14 protein-coding genes are annotated in these 14992 nt (G+C 66.4%); 8 read left to right on the plus strand and 6 right to left on the minus strand.

The genetic code is table 11. The features are described 5' to 3' along the window. Positions 1-36: 36 nt before the first annotated feature. Both gabT and gabP read left to right on the plus strand, forming a co-directional pair. Positions 37-1311 (plus strand): 4-aminobutyrate--2-oxoglutarate transaminase, encoded by a 1275-nt coding sequence (gene gabT / locus PM1_RS08925; RefSeq protein WP_009623558.1) that lies wholly within the window; start codon positions 37-39, stop codon positions 1309-1311. 143 nt (positions 1312-1454) lie between these two features. Continuing rightward, a complete protein-coding gene (gene gabP, locus PM1_RS08930; protein ID WP_009623557.1) occupies positions 1455-2855 on the plus strand; it encodes a GABA permease in 1401 nt (466 codons plus the stop codon). 392 nt (positions 2856-3247) lie between these two features. Here gabP and mdtI read toward each other — a convergent pair whose 3' ends face one another. Both mdtI and PM1_RS08940 read right to left on the minus strand, forming a co-directional pair. Then, positions 3248-3577: a multidrug/spermidine efflux SMR transporter subunit MdtI gene (gene mdtI, locus PM1_RS08935; protein WP_009623555.1), complete on the minus strand. Its 330-nt coding sequence runs from the start codon at positions 3575-3577 to the stop codon at positions 3248-3250. Further along, positions 3571-3930, minus strand: coding sequence for a multidrug/spermidine efflux SMR transporter subunit MdtJ (locus PM1_RS08940; protein ID WP_009623553.1), 360 nt, complete (start codon positions 3928-3930; stop codon positions 3571-3573). The genes mdtI and PM1_RS08940 overlap by 7 nt, the downstream gene beginning before the upstream one ends. Before the next feature lie 469 nt (positions 3931-4399). Between PM1_RS08940 and parS the strand changes: the two genes are divergently transcribed. Together parS and PM1_RS08950 are read left to right on the plus strand one after the other, a co-directional pair. Then, a complete protein-coding gene (parS, locus tag PM1_RS08945; protein WP_009623551.1) occupies positions 4400-4858 on the plus strand; it encodes a type II RES/Xre toxin-antitoxin system antitoxin in 459 nt (152 codons plus the stop codon). Then, positions 4858-5313 (plus strand): RES family NAD+ phosphorylase, encoded by a 456-nt coding sequence (locus PM1_RS08950; RefSeq protein WP_009623549.1) that lies wholly within the window; start codon positions 4858-4860, stop codon positions 5311-5313. Before parS ends, PM1_RS08950 begins: the two co-directional genes overlap by 1 nt. 41 nt (positions 5314-5354) lie before the next feature. On the opposite strand, the gene PM1_RS08955 is transcribed toward PM1_RS08950, so the two are convergent. Continuing rightward, positions 5355-6305, minus strand: coding sequence for a helix-turn-helix transcriptional regulator (locus PM1_RS08955; protein WP_024128571.1), 951 nt, complete (start codon positions 6303-6305; stop codon positions 5355-5357). Positions 6306-6700: 395 nt separating this feature from the next. Between PM1_RS08955 and PM1_RS08960 the strand changes: the two genes are divergently transcribed. After that, positions 6701-7201, plus strand: a complete 501-nt coding sequence (locus PM1_RS08960) for a BRO-N domain-containing protein (protein WP_009623545.1) — start codon at positions 6701-6703, stop codon at positions 7199-7201. A 53-nt stretch (positions 7202-7254) separates the two neighbouring features. On the opposite strand, the gene PM1_RS08965 is transcribed toward PM1_RS08960, so the two are convergent. Continuing rightward, the gene (locus PM1_RS08965) at positions 7255-7704 is read right to left on the minus strand and encodes an NUDIX hydrolase (RefSeq protein WP_009623543.1); all 450 of its coding nucleotides are present in this window, start codon (positions 7702-7704) and stop codon (positions 7255-7257) included. Between the two features lie 58 nt (positions 7705-7762). Continuing rightward, positions 7763-8647, minus strand: a complete 885-nt coding sequence (gene bla, locus PM1_RS08970; RefSeq protein ID WP_009623542.1) for a class A beta-lactamase — start codon at positions 8645-8647, stop codon at positions 7763-7765. A 268-nt stretch (positions 8648-8915) separates the two neighbouring features. Here bla and egtB point away from each other — a divergent pair, with 268 nt between their 5' ends. Next, entirely contained in the window at positions 8916-11033 is a 2118-nt protein-coding gene (gene egtB / locus PM1_RS08975; protein ID WP_009623541.1) for an ergothioneine biosynthesis protein EgtB, read from the plus strand. On the opposite strand, the gene PM1_RS08980 is transcribed toward egtB, so the two are convergent. Then, positions 11030-11515 carry a GFA family protein gene (locus PM1_RS08980; protein ID WP_009623540.1) on the minus strand — a complete coding sequence of 162 codons (486 nt, stop codon included), beginning with the start codon at positions 11513-11515 and terminating at the stop codon, positions 11030-11032. The two genes, egtB and PM1_RS08980, sit on opposite strands and share 4 nt — an antisense overlap. 154 nt (positions 11516-11669) lie before the next feature. Between PM1_RS08980 and fabF the strand changes: the two genes are divergently transcribed. Both fabF and PM1_RS08990 read left to right on the plus strand, forming a co-directional pair. Next, entirely contained in the window at positions 11670-12947 is a 1278-nt protein-coding gene (gene fabF / locus PM1_RS08985) for a beta-ketoacyl-ACP synthase II (RefSeq protein WP_009623539.1), read from the plus strand. An 85-nt stretch (positions 12948-13032) separates the two neighbouring features. Continuing rightward, a complete protein-coding gene (locus tag PM1_RS08990; RefSeq protein ID WP_009623538.1) occupies positions 13033-14967 on the plus strand; it encodes a DEAD/DEAH box helicase in 1935 nt (644 codons plus the stop codon). Positions 14968-14992: the final 25 nt, after the last annotated feature.

The raw sequence follows: 14992 nt of genomic DNA on the forward strand, positions 1-14992 counted from the left end.
GCGCGTCCGCCCACCCATTCCTGACCTGGAGACAGCATGAACAGCAACCAGAGCCTGCAACAACGGCGCATGGCCGCCATCCCGCGCGGCGTCGGCCAGATCCACCAGATCTACGCCGAGCGCGCCGAGAACGCCACCATCTGGGACGTGGAAGGCCGCGAATACCTGGACTTCGCCGGCGGCATCGCCGTGCTCAACACCGGCCACCTGCACCCGAAGGTGATGGCCGCCGTGCAGGCGCAGATGGCCAAGCTGACCCACACCTGCTTTCACGTGTTCGGCTACGAGGGCTACGTGGCCCTGGCCGAGAAGATCAACGGCATGCTCCCCGGCGACTTCGAGAAGAAGACCCTGCTGGTGACCACCGGCGCCGAAGCCGTGGAGAACGCCATCAAGATCGCCCGCGCCGCCACCGGCCGCAGCGGCGTGATCGCCTTCACCGGCGCCTACCACGGCCGCACCCACTACACCCTGGCGCTGACCGGCAAGGTGGTGCCGTACTCCGCCGGCCTGGGCCTGATGCCCGGCGGCGTGTTCCGCGCGCAGTACCCGAACGCCCTGCACGGCGTGTCGGTGGACGACGCCATCGCCAGCATCGAGCGCATCTTCAAGAACGACGCGCAGCCGCGCGACATCGCCGCGATCATCCTCGAGCCGGTGCAGGGCGAGGGCGGCTTCAACCCGGCGCCGAAGGACTTCATGCAGCGCCTGCGCGCCCTGTGCGACGAGCACGGCATCGTCCTGATCGCCGACGAAGTGCAGACCGGCGCCGGCCGCACCGGCACCTTCTTCGCCATGGAACAGATGGGCGTCGCCGCCGACCTGACCACCTTCGCCAAGTCCATCGCCGGCGGCTTCCCGCTGGCCGGCGTGGCCGGCAAGGCCGAGCTGATGGACGCGGTGGCCCCGGGCGGCCTGGGCGGTACCTACGCCGGCAACCCGATCTCCTGCGCCGCCGCCCTGGCGGTGATCGAGGCCTTCGAGGAAGAAAACCTGCTGCAGCGCGCCCAGGCCGTGGGCGAGATCCTCGGCGCCGGCCTGCGCCGGATCGGCGAGCGTCACGCCAGCGTCGGCGACGTGCGCATCCTCGGCGCCATGGTCGCGGTGGAACTGTTCGAAGCCGACGGCCAGACCCCAGCCGCCGAACTGACCGCCAGGATCGTCGCCAAGGCCCGCGACAAGGGCCTGGTGCTGCTGTCCTGCGGTACCTACTACAACGTCCTGCGCATCCTCGTGCCGCTGACCGTCAGCGACGCCGACCTGCAGCGTGGCCTGGGCATCATCGGCGAGTGCTTCGACGAACTGGCCTGAGGTTCCTCCGCGTGCCCCGCGGCCCCTTTCCCTGAAGGGGCCGCGCCGAAGAGAACAAAGACGGACCCCGTACCCGCCCGTGCCCACGCACGGGTGGGCCGGGCCATTTCCGCCGCAGGGACGCAGCTTTACAAGGTGAGACCATGCAACAGCTCAACAAGAACAACCTGAGCCATGGGTTGAAATCGCGGCATGTGACCATGCTGTCCATCGCCGGCGTGATCGGCGCCGGCCTGTTCGTCGGCTCCGGCCGCGCCATCGCCGAGGCGGGCCCGGCGGCCATTCTCGCGTACATGCTGGCCGGCGCCCTGGTGGTGATCGTCATGCGCATGCTGGCCGAGATGGCCGTGGCGTCGCCCGACACCGGCTCCTTCTCCACCTACGCCGACCGCGCCATCGGCAAGTGGGCCGGCTACACCATCGGCTGGCTGTACTGGTGGTTCTGGGTCCTGGTGATCCCCATCGAGGCGAACATCGCCGCCACCATCATCAACAGTTGGGTGCCGCAACTGGACATCTGGGTGCTGTCCCTGGCCATCACCCTGCTGCTCACCGTGACCAACCTGTTCAGCGTGAAGAACTACGGCGAGTTCGAGTTCTGGCTGGCGCTGGTGAAAGTGATCGCCATCGTCGGCTTCATCCTCCTCGGCGCCTGCGCCATCCTCGGCCTGCTGCCCAACACCGGGGTCAGCGGCGTGTCGCGCCTGTGGGACAACGGCGGCTTCATGCCCAACGGCTTCGGCGCGGTGCTCAGCGCCATGCTGATCACCATGTTCTCGTTCCTCGGCGCGGAAGTGGTGACCATCGCCGCCGCCGAATCGGACGCGGCCGAGAAGCAGATTTCCAAGGCCACCAATTCGGTGATCTGGCGGATCACCCTGTTCTACATCCTGTCGATCTTCATCGTCGTCGCCCTGGTGCCCTGGACCGATTCGCGCCTGGCCGCCGACGGCTCCTACGTGACCGTGCTGGAAGTGCTCGGCGTGCCCCACGCCAAGGCGCTGATCGACGTGGTGGTGTTGACCTCGGTGACCAGTTGCCTGAACTCGTCGCTGTACACTGCCTCGCGCATGCTCTACTCGCTGAGCAGCCGCGGCGACGCCCCGGCCGCCGCGCGCATCACCAGCCGCGCCGGCACCCCGGTGGTGGCGGTACTGTTGTCGACTGCTGCAGCCTTCGCCACGGTGATCGCGAACTACCTGGTGCCCGCGCAGGTGTTTGGCTTCCTCATGGCCAGCTCCGGCGCCATCGCGCTGCTGGTGTACCTGGTGATCGCCATCTCCCAGCTGCGCATGCGCAAGCGCATGAACGCCGAGGGCCAGGCACCGCAGTACCGCATGTGGCTGTTCCCCTGGCTGACCTGGGGTGTGATCCTGTTCATCGTCGGCGTACTGGTGCTGATGCTGCTGCGCCCGGACCACCGCGTGGAAGTGACCGCCACCGCGTTGCTGAGCGTGCTGATCGTCTGCTCCGGCCTGCTGGTCACCCGCCGCCGCGCGCGTGGCGAGCAGGGCGCCACACGCCTGAGCGTGGCCGAGCGCTGATGGGCTTTTCGTAGGAGCGAGGCACGTAGCTCAACCGTAGCGGACCTTGTCCGCGATAGCCGGACATATCGGCGCGATTCGCGGATGAGATCCTACAGGTTGCCCATACGCCGTGCCCCTGTAGGAGCGCGCCCTGCGCGCGATTTCGCAGGCAGGGCCTGCTCCTACAGGTTTCCGTGAGGCACGTAGTTCAACCGTAGGAGCGGACTTTGTCCGCGATAGCCAGTCATCCCGGCGCGATTCGCGGATGAGATCCCTACAGGTTGCCCATACGCCGTGCCCTTGTAGGAGCGCGCCCTGCGCGCGAAATCGCGGGCAGGGCCCGCTCCCACAGGTATCCGTCACTCCCAAACGAAAACGGGGCGCCAATGCGGCGCCCCGTTTTCGTTTCCTCAGGCCAGCTTCAGCAGCGCCATCCCCGCCACCAGCAAGCCCAACCCGAGCCAGCCACGCCACACCAGGCGCTGGCCGAACAGGGCCCAGCCCATGGCCACGGTGGCGAGGATGCCGAAGCCGCCCCACACCGCATAGGCCACCGACAGTTCTATGTCCTTCACCGCCTGCGCCAGGGCCGAGAAGGCGCCCAGCACGCAGAGGATCGAGGTGACGCCCAGGGCGCGCCTGCGGAAGCCGTCGGAATACTTCAGCAGCAGGTTGGCGATCACTTCCAGCACGATCGCCAGGCCCAGCCAGGCGAACGGAACCCAATCGAGGCTCAGCATGCGACGGCCTCCTCTGCGGACGGCTCGCGCTTGCTGCGGGTGCCGGACTTCACCAGCAGGATGCCGGCGATCATCACGGCCAGGCCCAGGACCTTCTCCGGGGCCAGGTTCTCGCCCAGCCAGGCGACGCTGACCAGGGTGATGAGGACGATGCCGATGCCCTCCCAGAGGGCGTAGGCCACGCCCACCGGCACGCGCTTGATGGCCAGCGACAGGAAGTAGTACGACAGGCCGACCATGGCGTACATCAGCAGGTGGCCATAGAACGGGGCCAGGGTGGTGGTGAGTTTCATCGAAGTGGTGCCGACCACTTCGAAACCGATGGCGGCGAACAGATAGATCCAGGAACGCATGAGCGAGCCCTCCCTTGGGCAAGCCGCTACCCCCACGTTTGCACGTGCGGCCAGGCGGAAAGTCGGAGCGGGGGAGGTGACGCAGGGCGAGCGATAGGCTCGGGTACATCGTCACCAAAGACGTGACTTCGAGGGAGGGCGCTAGAGATCGCCGGTCCAGTGGCGCTCGCGGGAGACCAGGCGGGAAGTGAAGAGGGTTTGAATCGTGATGTTCAACATAATGAACACTATGTTGCCTGAACTTAGGAGGATTGGCAAATCGATAGACTCAAGCAATGAGTAGATGGCGCAGGAATTCATTATTTTCTTGTGATGAGGCCCAGGCAGGAAGTCTTCTGTTCAAGATGGGTGTGCAATATTTTGTTCATCGTGCTGTGCGCCCGCCTGCTCCCGGCATCCTGGCTGGGCAAAACCGCCAGAAGAGAGTAGCCTTCATTTGACGGTTTGTTTTTCATCATTTGAGGGGCGCATGTTGGCCATCAAGACGGAAGATCGTCGTCGCAGCGACTCGCCGTCCCCGGTGTTCTGGCATCTGGTGCACGACCATGCCAGCCTCACCGAGGCCCAGCGGCTGCAGCACATCCGCCACGGCTTGAGCTGGCGCTGGGTCGAATCGGTGCGCGATACCTTCCGCATCAGCGGCCCCGGCTTCGTCGAGCTGTTCAACATCTCCCTGTCCACCTACGAGCGCAAGAAGAAGGCCGGCCAGGCGCTGGACCTGGTCACCTCGGAGCGCCTCGACCGCCTGGCCTCGGTGGCCGTGCTGGCCGAGCAGGTGTTCGAAGACAAGGACGCCGCGGCCCAGTGGCTGGCGCGCCCCAACCAGGCCCTCGGCGGCCAGACGCCGCTGAGCCTCTGCGACACCGAGATAGGCGCCAACCAGGTACGCCGCGTGCTGCACGCGCTGGAGTGGGGCGGGGCCGCCTGATGCGGGCCTGGCGCGTCGCCAAGGCGGCCCGGGCCGGCGACCTGAGCGGCCAGGGCGCGGCCATCCTCGGCGGGCGCTGGAATCATCGTGACGTACCGGTCGTCTACCTGGGCCTGACGCCGGCCATCTGCTGCCTGGAAACCTTCGTGCACGCCAGCGGCCGGCCGACCTTCCCGATGAAGATCACTGCCTTTCGGCTCCCGGAAGGCGACGACCTCTACCTCAAGCCCGATCCCCGGGACCTGCCCGAGGGCTGGAACAGCCTGCCGGCGGACCGCCCGAGCATGGACTACGGCACCCGCTGGCTGCAGGCCGGCGAACAGCTCGGCCTGATAGTGCCCTCGGCGGTGCTGCCGCTGGAGTGGAGCCTCCTGCTCAACCCGCGGCACCCGGCGATGAGCCGGGTGCGGGTCGAGGACAGTTACGACTTCATGTATGACGACAGGATGTTCTAGGCGCGCTTGATAGTGCGATCACGATAAAAGTGTGAAACGTCTTATTCTCCAAGTATCTCCTCGGTTGAATCAAGTGCTCCATCATAATATTTGTGCTTGGGGGCTGATATGTAATCTATCAGCGTTTTCTGAATGAAGACGGTTCGATGGTATCCTTCCACTGGCAAGCATATCGGATCCAAATTGCTTGGATCGACTTCTGTTAAGCTTAGTGCTTCGTATATTTCTTTGTTCTCTAGGATTTCCACGTTCCTGACTTTTCCATTGGAAAGCTGCCAGATTATTTTTCGAGATCTATCTATTAGTGCTTCTATTCTTTCTTGGAAAACCTTTAGTGCCTGGTGATGTTCCTCGGAGGATATTTCACCGCTAGAAAGCAGCTCATCTATGTGGTGTCCGGAGAAATCATGCTCTTTTGTTAGACGTAAAATCACCTCTCTCTCAAGCTCCTGATCTAGGCATTCTGGGTTCTCGAGATATTCAACAAATGTCCAGAACTCATCATCAGGAAATATTCCAAGATTTCCTGAATATGATTCTGGGCCATAGTCATCATAGGCATCGCTTGAGAAATATATGTCGGCTATTGCCGCTTTTCTTATGAAAACAATTCTATTGTCAAGGGATTCGGTGACTATAAAGTCATCAGAATTTTGGATGGATTGATAAAGTCGAGAGAATGATCCTATTGATATCGGCAGGAGTAAGGGGGCTCCGGTTTCGAAGTGGATCGAGACTTCTCCATAATACTTCCTGGTATCGGATATATCCTCATCTATACCGAATATATCAAAGTCAGGCTGCTTCCCAAGTAGCCTATCTAAGGACGTCTTGAGAAGTTTAGCCAGCTTCTTTTGCTTGGATTCTGGAATGGGGAATGCACCACTTTCCCAGCGCTGATAAGTTGGCTGGCTAATGCCCATGGCTTCGGCAACTGCCATCTGAGTCATTCCTGCCTCCAGTCTGCATTTTTTTAGGGCTGATTTGATCATCTGAATCTACTTTGTCGTTAATGGGGATTGGATGAATAAAATATTCATTTGTGAATAATGTCAAGTGCAAGATGGTTCGTGCCATCGAGTCCTAGATGCCGAGGTCTAATGCGCTTGCCTGGCTTGACGCCTTGGGCTACCTCCCAATACCCTCAGCGCGCCCCTGTGAAAGCGACAGGGGACGGGTTTGGCGACCTGTTACTACCTAGTGCGGCGACGCTTCATTGCCCTGCGACGTATTCCTGTGCGTAGTGCTTTGCCATGGCGGGCCGTATGGGGAGACCTTCGGGTCTGCCGGGACCTAGGTAGCCGGTTCGCCAACCCTGTGCGGTTCCGCCTCCAATTCGTTTGGCGACGAAGCGGTGGTGGCTCTTTTTCTACCTAGGAGCTTCACCATGGACGATGTATATCCGCCCCTTGTTTTTCAACGCTACAACCGATCTCTGCGCGGTGTGCCGATTGACGGCCAGCCTTGGTTGGTAGCCCGAGATCTGGGCTCACTGATCGGCGAACGGGTCGAGCCTTATGTCATCAACCGCCTTGACTGCGACCTCAAGTGCCAGGCACGACTGGCTACCCGTAATGGTGAGGAGAGCGTTTGGCTGATAAACGATTTCGGCTTGTTCTATATGCTCAGCCGCTACCGCAACCCTGAACATCGCAGCCTGCGAAGATGGCTGATGGTGGAGGTTCTGCCGGTTCTGCGCGATCACACCGAATGTTCGCCGATACAACCTCGTCGCGTGCAACTCCAAGGGCTTAGGCCGGCGGTGGGCATGCTGGAGTGGCAGGGCGAGCTATGGATGAGGTTCAACGACATCCCCTCTCTGTTCAACGCGCCGAACTCGGCCGCTAGATGGCGAGGGTTTCTGCCTAACTGGCGACGCTCATCTTGAGCGACGATGGGTATCGCTGCGAAGCGATACCCATCCCACGGCGGCTGAAATGCTCAGCCGCCGAGCAGGCCCCGTGCGCGCAGCAGTTCCGGCAGGCCATCGGGAAACAGTGGCGTGTGTTCGTCGAAGTCGGCGGCGCTGCACCAGACCGCGGTGAAGGGTGTGCCATCGCTTTCGCTGCCGGGCAGCTCGGCCAAATGGTAGGTCGAGGTATCGGCGAAGCGGCCGTCGTAGACCATCACCAGCTCATGCCCAGGACGGCCCGCGTAGGTGAATAGATTCTCCAGCGTCCCAAGTAGGCGCAACTCCTGGATGTCCAGGCCTAGTTCCTCGCGGATTTCCCGCGCCACTGCGACGGCGCTGGTCTCGCCAAACTCTATGCCGCCGCCTAGCGGCCGGTAGTAATGGCGCCCTTTGACCGGGTCGTAGGCCTGATTGACCAGGATTCGCCCCTGGTGGTGAAAGACGCAGAGGGCTACCGCGCGGATCCTTCCCTGGGACATGTTCATTTCCTCCTGACGAATGGCCGGCAATGATAGCGCCGGCCATTCAAGCGCGATATCAGCCCGGGTCCGACACCAACCCCGCCGCCAGCCGCCCAACCTCCGCCAGCAGCGCATCGCGCTTTTCCGCCGGGACCGGGCTGCCGGTGAGGTAGGCCGCCACCAGGATCGGCGCGCGGCCCGGCGGCCGGAGGATGGCCACGTCGTTGCTGGTGCCGCGTTCGCCGGTGCCGGTCTTGTCGCCGACTTTCCAGCCCGTTGGCAGGCCGGCGCGGATGCGTTTGTCGCCGGTCTTGTTGGCCGCCAGCCAGGCGTTCAGCCGATCGCGCGAGGCGGGTTGCAGGACGTCGGCCAGCAGCAGGCGCTGCAGGGTGGCGACCATCGCCCGCGGGGTGCTGGTGTCGCGCGGGTCGCCCGGGAGGGCCTGGTTGAGGGTGGGTTCGTTGCGGTCCAGGCGGCTGACGTCGTCGCCGGTGCTGCGCAGCCAGTCGGTCAGCCCGGCGGGGCCGCCCAGGCTGGCCAGCAGCAGGTTGGCGGCGCCGTTGTCGCTCAGGGTGATCGCCGCCTCGCAGAGTTCGGCGACGCTCATGCCCGGCTGGCCGACGTGGCGCTCGCTGACCGGCGAATATTCCACCAGGTCCGCCTGGCTATAGACGATGCGCCGCGCCAACTGCTCCTCGCCGCGGTCCACGCGGGCCAGGATGCAGGCGGCGAGCAGCAGCTTGAAGGTGCTGCACAGCGGGAAGCGCTCGTCCTCGCGCAGGCCGAAGCGGCGGCCATCGCCGGTGTCGAGCACGGCCACGCCCAGGCGCCCGCCGCTGTCGCGCTCCAGTTGCTGCAGGCGTTCCAGCGTGGATTGCCCGTCCGCCCGCGCGGCGCCGGCGAGCAGGCCGGCCAGGGGCGCCAGGAGCATGGCGCGGTTGATCTGTCTTCTGCTGAACATGCTGCCTCCTTGTCGATGCGCGACTATCGGCCAGCCGGGCGGGGTGGGGCAAGCGGGCACGCCCATCGGTTTTTCCCGGCCGGCGCGGCGAGCGCTTCTACCCTGAAAAGGTGCGGCCCCGGCGACAATTCGTTGCAACCTTTGACCGGGGCCGCGGCTCGAACCCGATGAGTGCGACGCAGCGGTGCCTTCCACCCGGAGAAGGCCAGCCTCGAGAACGAATGGCCGCCTGCGTTCCGAACCCGCCCACGGAAAAGGGGACCACCCCATGTCCAGCAAGGCCCCATCCCTGCTCGATGCCTACCGCCAGGTGCGGCGGCACAGCGAGGAACTGATCGCCACCCTCGGCGCCGAGGACGCGGTCGCCCAGTCGATGCCCGACGCCAGCCCGGCCAAGTGGCACATCGCCCACACTACCTGGTTCTTCGAGACCTTCCTGCTCAAGCCGCGGCTGGCCGGCTACGCCGAGTTCGACTCCAGCTTCGGCTACCTGTTCAATTCCTACTACGAGGCCCTGGGCGCTCGCCAGCCGCGGCCGCAGCGGGGGATGCTGACGCGGCCGCCGCTGCACCGGGTGCTCGACTACCGGCTGCACGTCGACGAGCACATGCAGGCGCTGCTGGACGGGGAACCCGACGCCGAGCTGGAAGCCCTGGTGCGCCTGGGCCTGGCCCACGAGGAGCAGCACCAGGAACTGCTGCTGATGGACATCCTCCACCTGTTCAGCCTGTCGCCGCTGGCGCCGGCCTATGGCGAGGGATATGCGCCCCCGGCCTGCGGGCCGCAGCGCTTCCTAGCGATCCAGGGCGGGCTGCTGGGCATCGGCCATGACGGCCAGGGTTTCGCCTTCGACAACGAGGCGCCGGCGCACCGCTGCTTCCTGGCGCCCTTCGAGATCGCCGAGTCGCTGGTGAGCAACGGCCAGTGGCTGGCGTTCATCGAGGATGGCGGTTACCGGCGCGCGGAGTTCTGGTTGTCCGACGGCTGGGCCAAAGTGCAGGAGGAGGGCTGGGAAGCGCCGCTGTACTGGCGACGGCAGGATGACGGCTGGCACGAGTTCGGCCTGGCCGGCCTGCGCCCGCTGGACGTGGACGCGCCGGTGCTGCACGTCAGCTACTACGAGGCCAGCGCCTACGCCAACTGGGTCGGCGCGCGGCTGCCCACGGAGATGGAGTGGGAAGTGGCCGCCCGCGACGGCCGCCTGCGCCAGCTCTACGACGCCGCCTGGCAGTGGACGCAGAGCGCCTATGCGGCGTATCCCGGCTTCCGCCCCGGCGCCGGGGCGGTGGGCGAGTACAACGGCAAGTTCATGGTCAGCCAGATGGTCCTGCGCGGCGGCGCCTGCATCACCCCGGTCGGGCATTCGCGGCCCAGCTACCGCAACTTCTTTCACCCCGAGAAGCGCTGGATGTTCGCCGGCCTGCGCCTGGCCCGCGACCTGCCCGAGCAGGCCGCGCTGGACCCGCGCGCGCGCGAGCTGGCCGAGGACCTGGAGGCGGGCTTCTCGCTGCAGCCGCGGCAACTGTCGCCCAAGTACTTCTACGATGCCGCCGGCTCCGAGCTGTTCGAGGCCATCTGCCGCACCCGCGAGTACTACCCCACGCGCAGCGAGACCGCGTTGCTCAAGCGCATCGCCCCGGACCTGGCCGAGCGCATCCCGGCCGACTGCACCCTGGTGGAGTTCGGCAGCGGCGCCAGCGAGAAGACCTGCCTGCTGCTGGACGCGGCGCCGCAGATCCGCCGCTACGTGCCCATCGACATCAGCCCGGCGGCCCTGGACAAGGCCGCCGCGCGCCTGCAGCGCGACTACCCGGCGCTGCGCGTCGAGCCCCTGTGCGCCGACTTCACCCGCCTGGAGGCGCTGCCCCCGGCGCTGGCCGACGGCCCGCGGCTGGGCTTCTTCCCCGGCTCCACCATCGGCAACTTCGCCCCGGAACAGGCCCTGGCCTTCCTCCAGGGCGCCCACGAACTGCTGGGGCCGGGGGCGAGCTTCATCGTCGGGGTCGACCTGCGCAAGGACGTGAAAGTGCTGGAGGCCGCCTACAACGATGCCGAGGGCGTGACCGCGCGCTTCAACCTCAACCTGCTGCAGCGCATCAACCGCGAACTGGGCGCCGACTTCCAGCTCGACCAGTTCGACCACCTGGCCTTCTGGAGTGCCGAGCACAGCCGCATCGAGATGCACCTGGTCAGCCGCGTCGAGCAGCGCGTGCGCATCGCCGGCATGGAGTACCTGTTCCGCGCCGGCGAGCGCCTGCACACGGAGAACTCCTACAAGTACACCATCGACGACTTCCGCACGCTGGCCGAGCGCGGCGGCTGGCTGGTGCGCGAGCACTGGACCAGCGCCGAGCCGGCCTTCGCGGTGTTCCGCCTGCAGGCCTAGCGCTCCAGCCCCAGGCGCCGGTGCCAGTCGGCGATGGACTCCTCCGGGTAGCCGTCGAAGTACAGGTCGCGCGGGTGCTTTTCCACCTCCACCCAGGGGGCCTTGGAGTCCAGCAGCAGGTGGGTGTGTTCCGGCGGCACCGGCAGCGGGGTGTCGATGGCCGAGGCGAAGGGGTGGATCAGCTCCGGCCATTCCGGGCTGAACAGCCACAGCGCGCTGCCGCATTCGCCACAGAAGTTGCGCTCGGCGGTGCTGGTGCGGGTGCGCTGGCCGGGCTCGCGCAGCTTGGCGTGATAGACGCGCAGGTGCTTGCGCCCGCGCACCTTGAGGCTGGCGGCGTCGCCGCCGAGGTTGATGGCGTAGCCCCCGCCACCCTGGGTCTTGCGGCAGATCGAGCAGTAGCAGCGCTGGTAGGGGTATGGGTGAGCGCTCTCCAGGCTGAAGGTCACGGCGCCGCAATGGCAGGAACCTTCCAGTCGCATGGCTGATCTCCTCTGTAGGGATACGGGACCCGGGCAAGGGTGGTCGATCGCGCCCCGCCGCGCCGAGCGCGACGACGGATGGTCGGCTCGCCCGGGATGTTATATGTTGATCGTAATTCAATGATGGCAAAGCCATCCCCATGCAGGTGAAATCATGGCCGTACAACGCATCGTGGTAACCGGGACCGGGGTGGTCAGCCCCCTCGGATGTGGCACCGAGAAGGCCTGGCAGCGCCTGCTGCAGGGGCGCTCCGGCATCGTCCGGCTGGCCGACGAATTCGTCCGCGACCTGCCCTGCGAGGTGGGCGGCCCGGTGCCGGACATCGCTGTGGACGCCGAGGCCGGCTTCGATGCCGAGCGCGCCGCGCCGGCCAAGGAGCAGAAAAAGATGCACCGCTTCATCCTCTTCGCCCTGGCCGCCGCCGAGGAGGCCCTGGCCCAGGCCGGCTGGGCGCCCCGGGACGAGCGCGGGCAGACGCGCACGGCCACGGTGATCGGCTCGGGCATCGGCGGCTTCAGCGCCATCGCCGACGCCGTGCGCACCACCGACGGGCGCGGGCCGCGGCGCCTGTCGCCGTTCACCATCCCGTCGTTCCTGGTCAACCTGGCGGCCGGCCACGTGTCCATCCGCCATGGCTTCAAGGGGCCGATCGGCGCGCCGGTGACCGCCTGCGCCGCCAGCGTGCAGGCCATCGGCGATGCCGCGCGGATGATCCGTGCCGGCGAGGCGGACGTCGCCCTGTGCGGCGGCGCCGAGGCTTCCATCGACCGCGTTGCCCTGGGCGGCTTCGCCGCGGCGCGGGCACTGTCCAGTGGCTTCAACGACCGCCCGCAGCAGGCCTCGCGGCCCTTCGACCGCCAGCGCGACGGCTTCGTCATGGGCGAGGGCGCCGGGCTGCTGGTGATCGAGTCGCTGGAGCACGCCCTGGCCCGCGGCGCGCAGCCGCTGGCCGAGGTGGTCGGCTACGGCACCAGCGCCGACGCCTACCACCTGACCGCCGGCCCGGAAGACGGCAGCGGCGCGCGCCGGGCCATGCAACTGGCCATCGCCCAGGCCGGCATCGACCCGGCGTCGATCGGTCACCTGAACGCCCACGCCACTTCCACGCCGGTGGGCGACAAGGGCGAGCTGGCGGCCATCCGCGCGGTGTTCGGCGACACCGGCTCGGTGGCGGTGAGCGCCACCAAGTCCGCCACCGGCCACCTGCTGGGCGCGGCCGGCGGGCTGGAGGCGATCTTCACCCTGCTGGCCCTGCGCGACCAGTTGGCCCCGGCGACCCTCAACCTCGACGAGCCGGACGAAGCCGCCGCCGGCATTGACCTTGTGCGGGGCGCGCCGCGGGCGCTGCAGACGGAATACGCGCTGTCCAACGGTTTCGGCTTCGGCGGCGTCAACGCCAGCGTGCTGTTGCGCCGCTGGACCGGCGCCTGAGGCGAACGCAAGGCGCCCGGCGCTGTCGGATCGTCACTGAAACCCCTTATCATTCAGCGACATCCTCCAGGGCCGGAGCCTTCCGATGCTGTCTGCCGTAAGGCGCTACAAACTGCTGTTGTCCGAATCCCTGGCGCGGTATTTCCCGCGCACCACCGCCTACCTGCGCGAGCAGAACGAGGCCGCCCAGCCGCCAACGGCGAAGAAGCCGCGTGCCACGGCGCGGAAGCAGGACGGCGCCGCGGCCAAGCCCCGCGCACCGCGCAAACCCAAGGCCGAGGCGGGCGAGAAAGCTTCGGCGAAGCCTGCGGTGGAAGGCCCCGCCGGCATCTACCCGGCGCGCGTCCTGGCGGTGCGCCCGGAACAGGTCGAGGCGATGCGCGAGCGGGTGCGCCAGGCGGTCAGCGCCGGCGTGGTCAGCCCGCCGTCGGACGAGCAGTGGGCGATGATCCTCTGCCGCCAGCCGCTGGCGCGCATCTTCGCCGGCGCAGGCTCGGGCAAATCCACCACCCTGGTGCTGCGCCTGGTGTTCATGCTCTGCCACCTGGGTATCGAGGCGGACAAGGTCACGGTGATCTCCTTCACCAACGCCTCCTGCGCGCAGTTGCGCGAACAGCTGGTGCGCGTGCTCGCCTTCTGGCAGTACCCCTTCGACATGGCCCGCGCCCGCGAATGCGTGCGCACCTTCCACTCGGCCATGGGCGTGCAGGCCCGCGAGCTGCTGGGCAAGCAGCGCTGGTTCGAGCAACTGGAGGAGCGCAACCCCGACGAGCCGGACAACCCCCTCACCGGCGGCCGCCTGCGCCCGGCGCAGCAGCGCCTGCTGCTGGAGGCCTACGAGGAGTGCTACGCGGTCAACGGCGCCTTCCGCGCCAAGGTGCACCGCCTGCTGGGCCTGGAGAAGCCGGAGGAAGTGCCGGGCCCGGCGCCGGTCCAGCCGTTCCGCCTGCCCGGCGAGTTCGTCGAGGCGCCGCTGGTGGAAGTCTTCCACACCCAGGCCGGCTTCATGGAAAGCCTCGGCCTGCGCCCCCAGGACCTGAAGGTGGCCGAGCTGGACTGCTCGACCCGCGAGAAGATCTTCCTCGAAGCCCTGGCCATCTACTGGAGCTTCTTCCTGGCCCTGCTCAAGCGCCAGCGCCTGACCACCTTCAACGCCGCCTTCCAGCAACTGACCAAGCGCTTCGCCGAAGGCGATGCCAAGCTCGAAGCGGCCGAGCCGATGACGCACCTGCTGATCGACGAGTTCCAGGACATCTCGCCGCAGATCGTCCTCTGGCTGCAGGCCCTGCACCGTTTCCTGGCGCGCAGCGGCAAGGCGCCGAGCCTGATGGCCATCGGCGACGACTGGCAGTCGATCTACGGCTGGCGCGGCAGCTCGCCGGAGCTATTCATGGACTTCGACAAGCACTTCCCCAGCAAGGGCCGTAGCCGCCAGAGCACGGTGCTGCTGCTGGAGACCAACTACCGCAGCATCGAGCCGGTGATCCGCGATGCCGAGTCGGTGCTGGCCGAGGTGAACTTCAAGCAGGCCAAGACCTGCCGCGCCTTCAAGCCGATGCAGCCGGGCGACCATGGCGTGCGCGTGGAAACCCGCTTCGACCTGGCTCGCGACCTGCCCAGGCTGGTGGCCGACATCCGCGCCCAGTGCGAGCACGTGGCCCAGCGCGGCAGCCGCGAGAGCACCGCGGTGATGCTGCTGAGCCGGCGCAACGAGCCGCTGCAGCAGATTCAGGCGCAGCTCGACGCCAAGCTACCGGTGAAGGCCATGAGCATCCACCGCGCCAAGGGCCTGCAGGCGGAGGTGGCGATCATCATCGACGACTGCGCGCCGCCGGAGCGCCATCCGTTGCGCAACGTGCTGTATGCGCACAGCGGGTTCTTCCGCAACAGCTATGACCAGGCGATGCAGGATGAGAGTTTGCGATTGGCCTATGTGGCCGTGACGCGCGGGGTGAGCCGGGTGTTCTGGTATTCGCGCAAGGCGCAGGGGGCGGCGGCGTTGTTGGCGAGGAAGGGTTAGAGGGCGCTCTGGCTTTTCGTAGGAG

The organism is Pseudomonas sp. M1 (assembly GCF_022760135.1).
Lineage (GTDB): Bacteria > Pseudomonadota > Gammaproteobacteria > Pseudomonadales > Pseudomonadaceae > Pseudomonas > Pseudomonas citronellolis.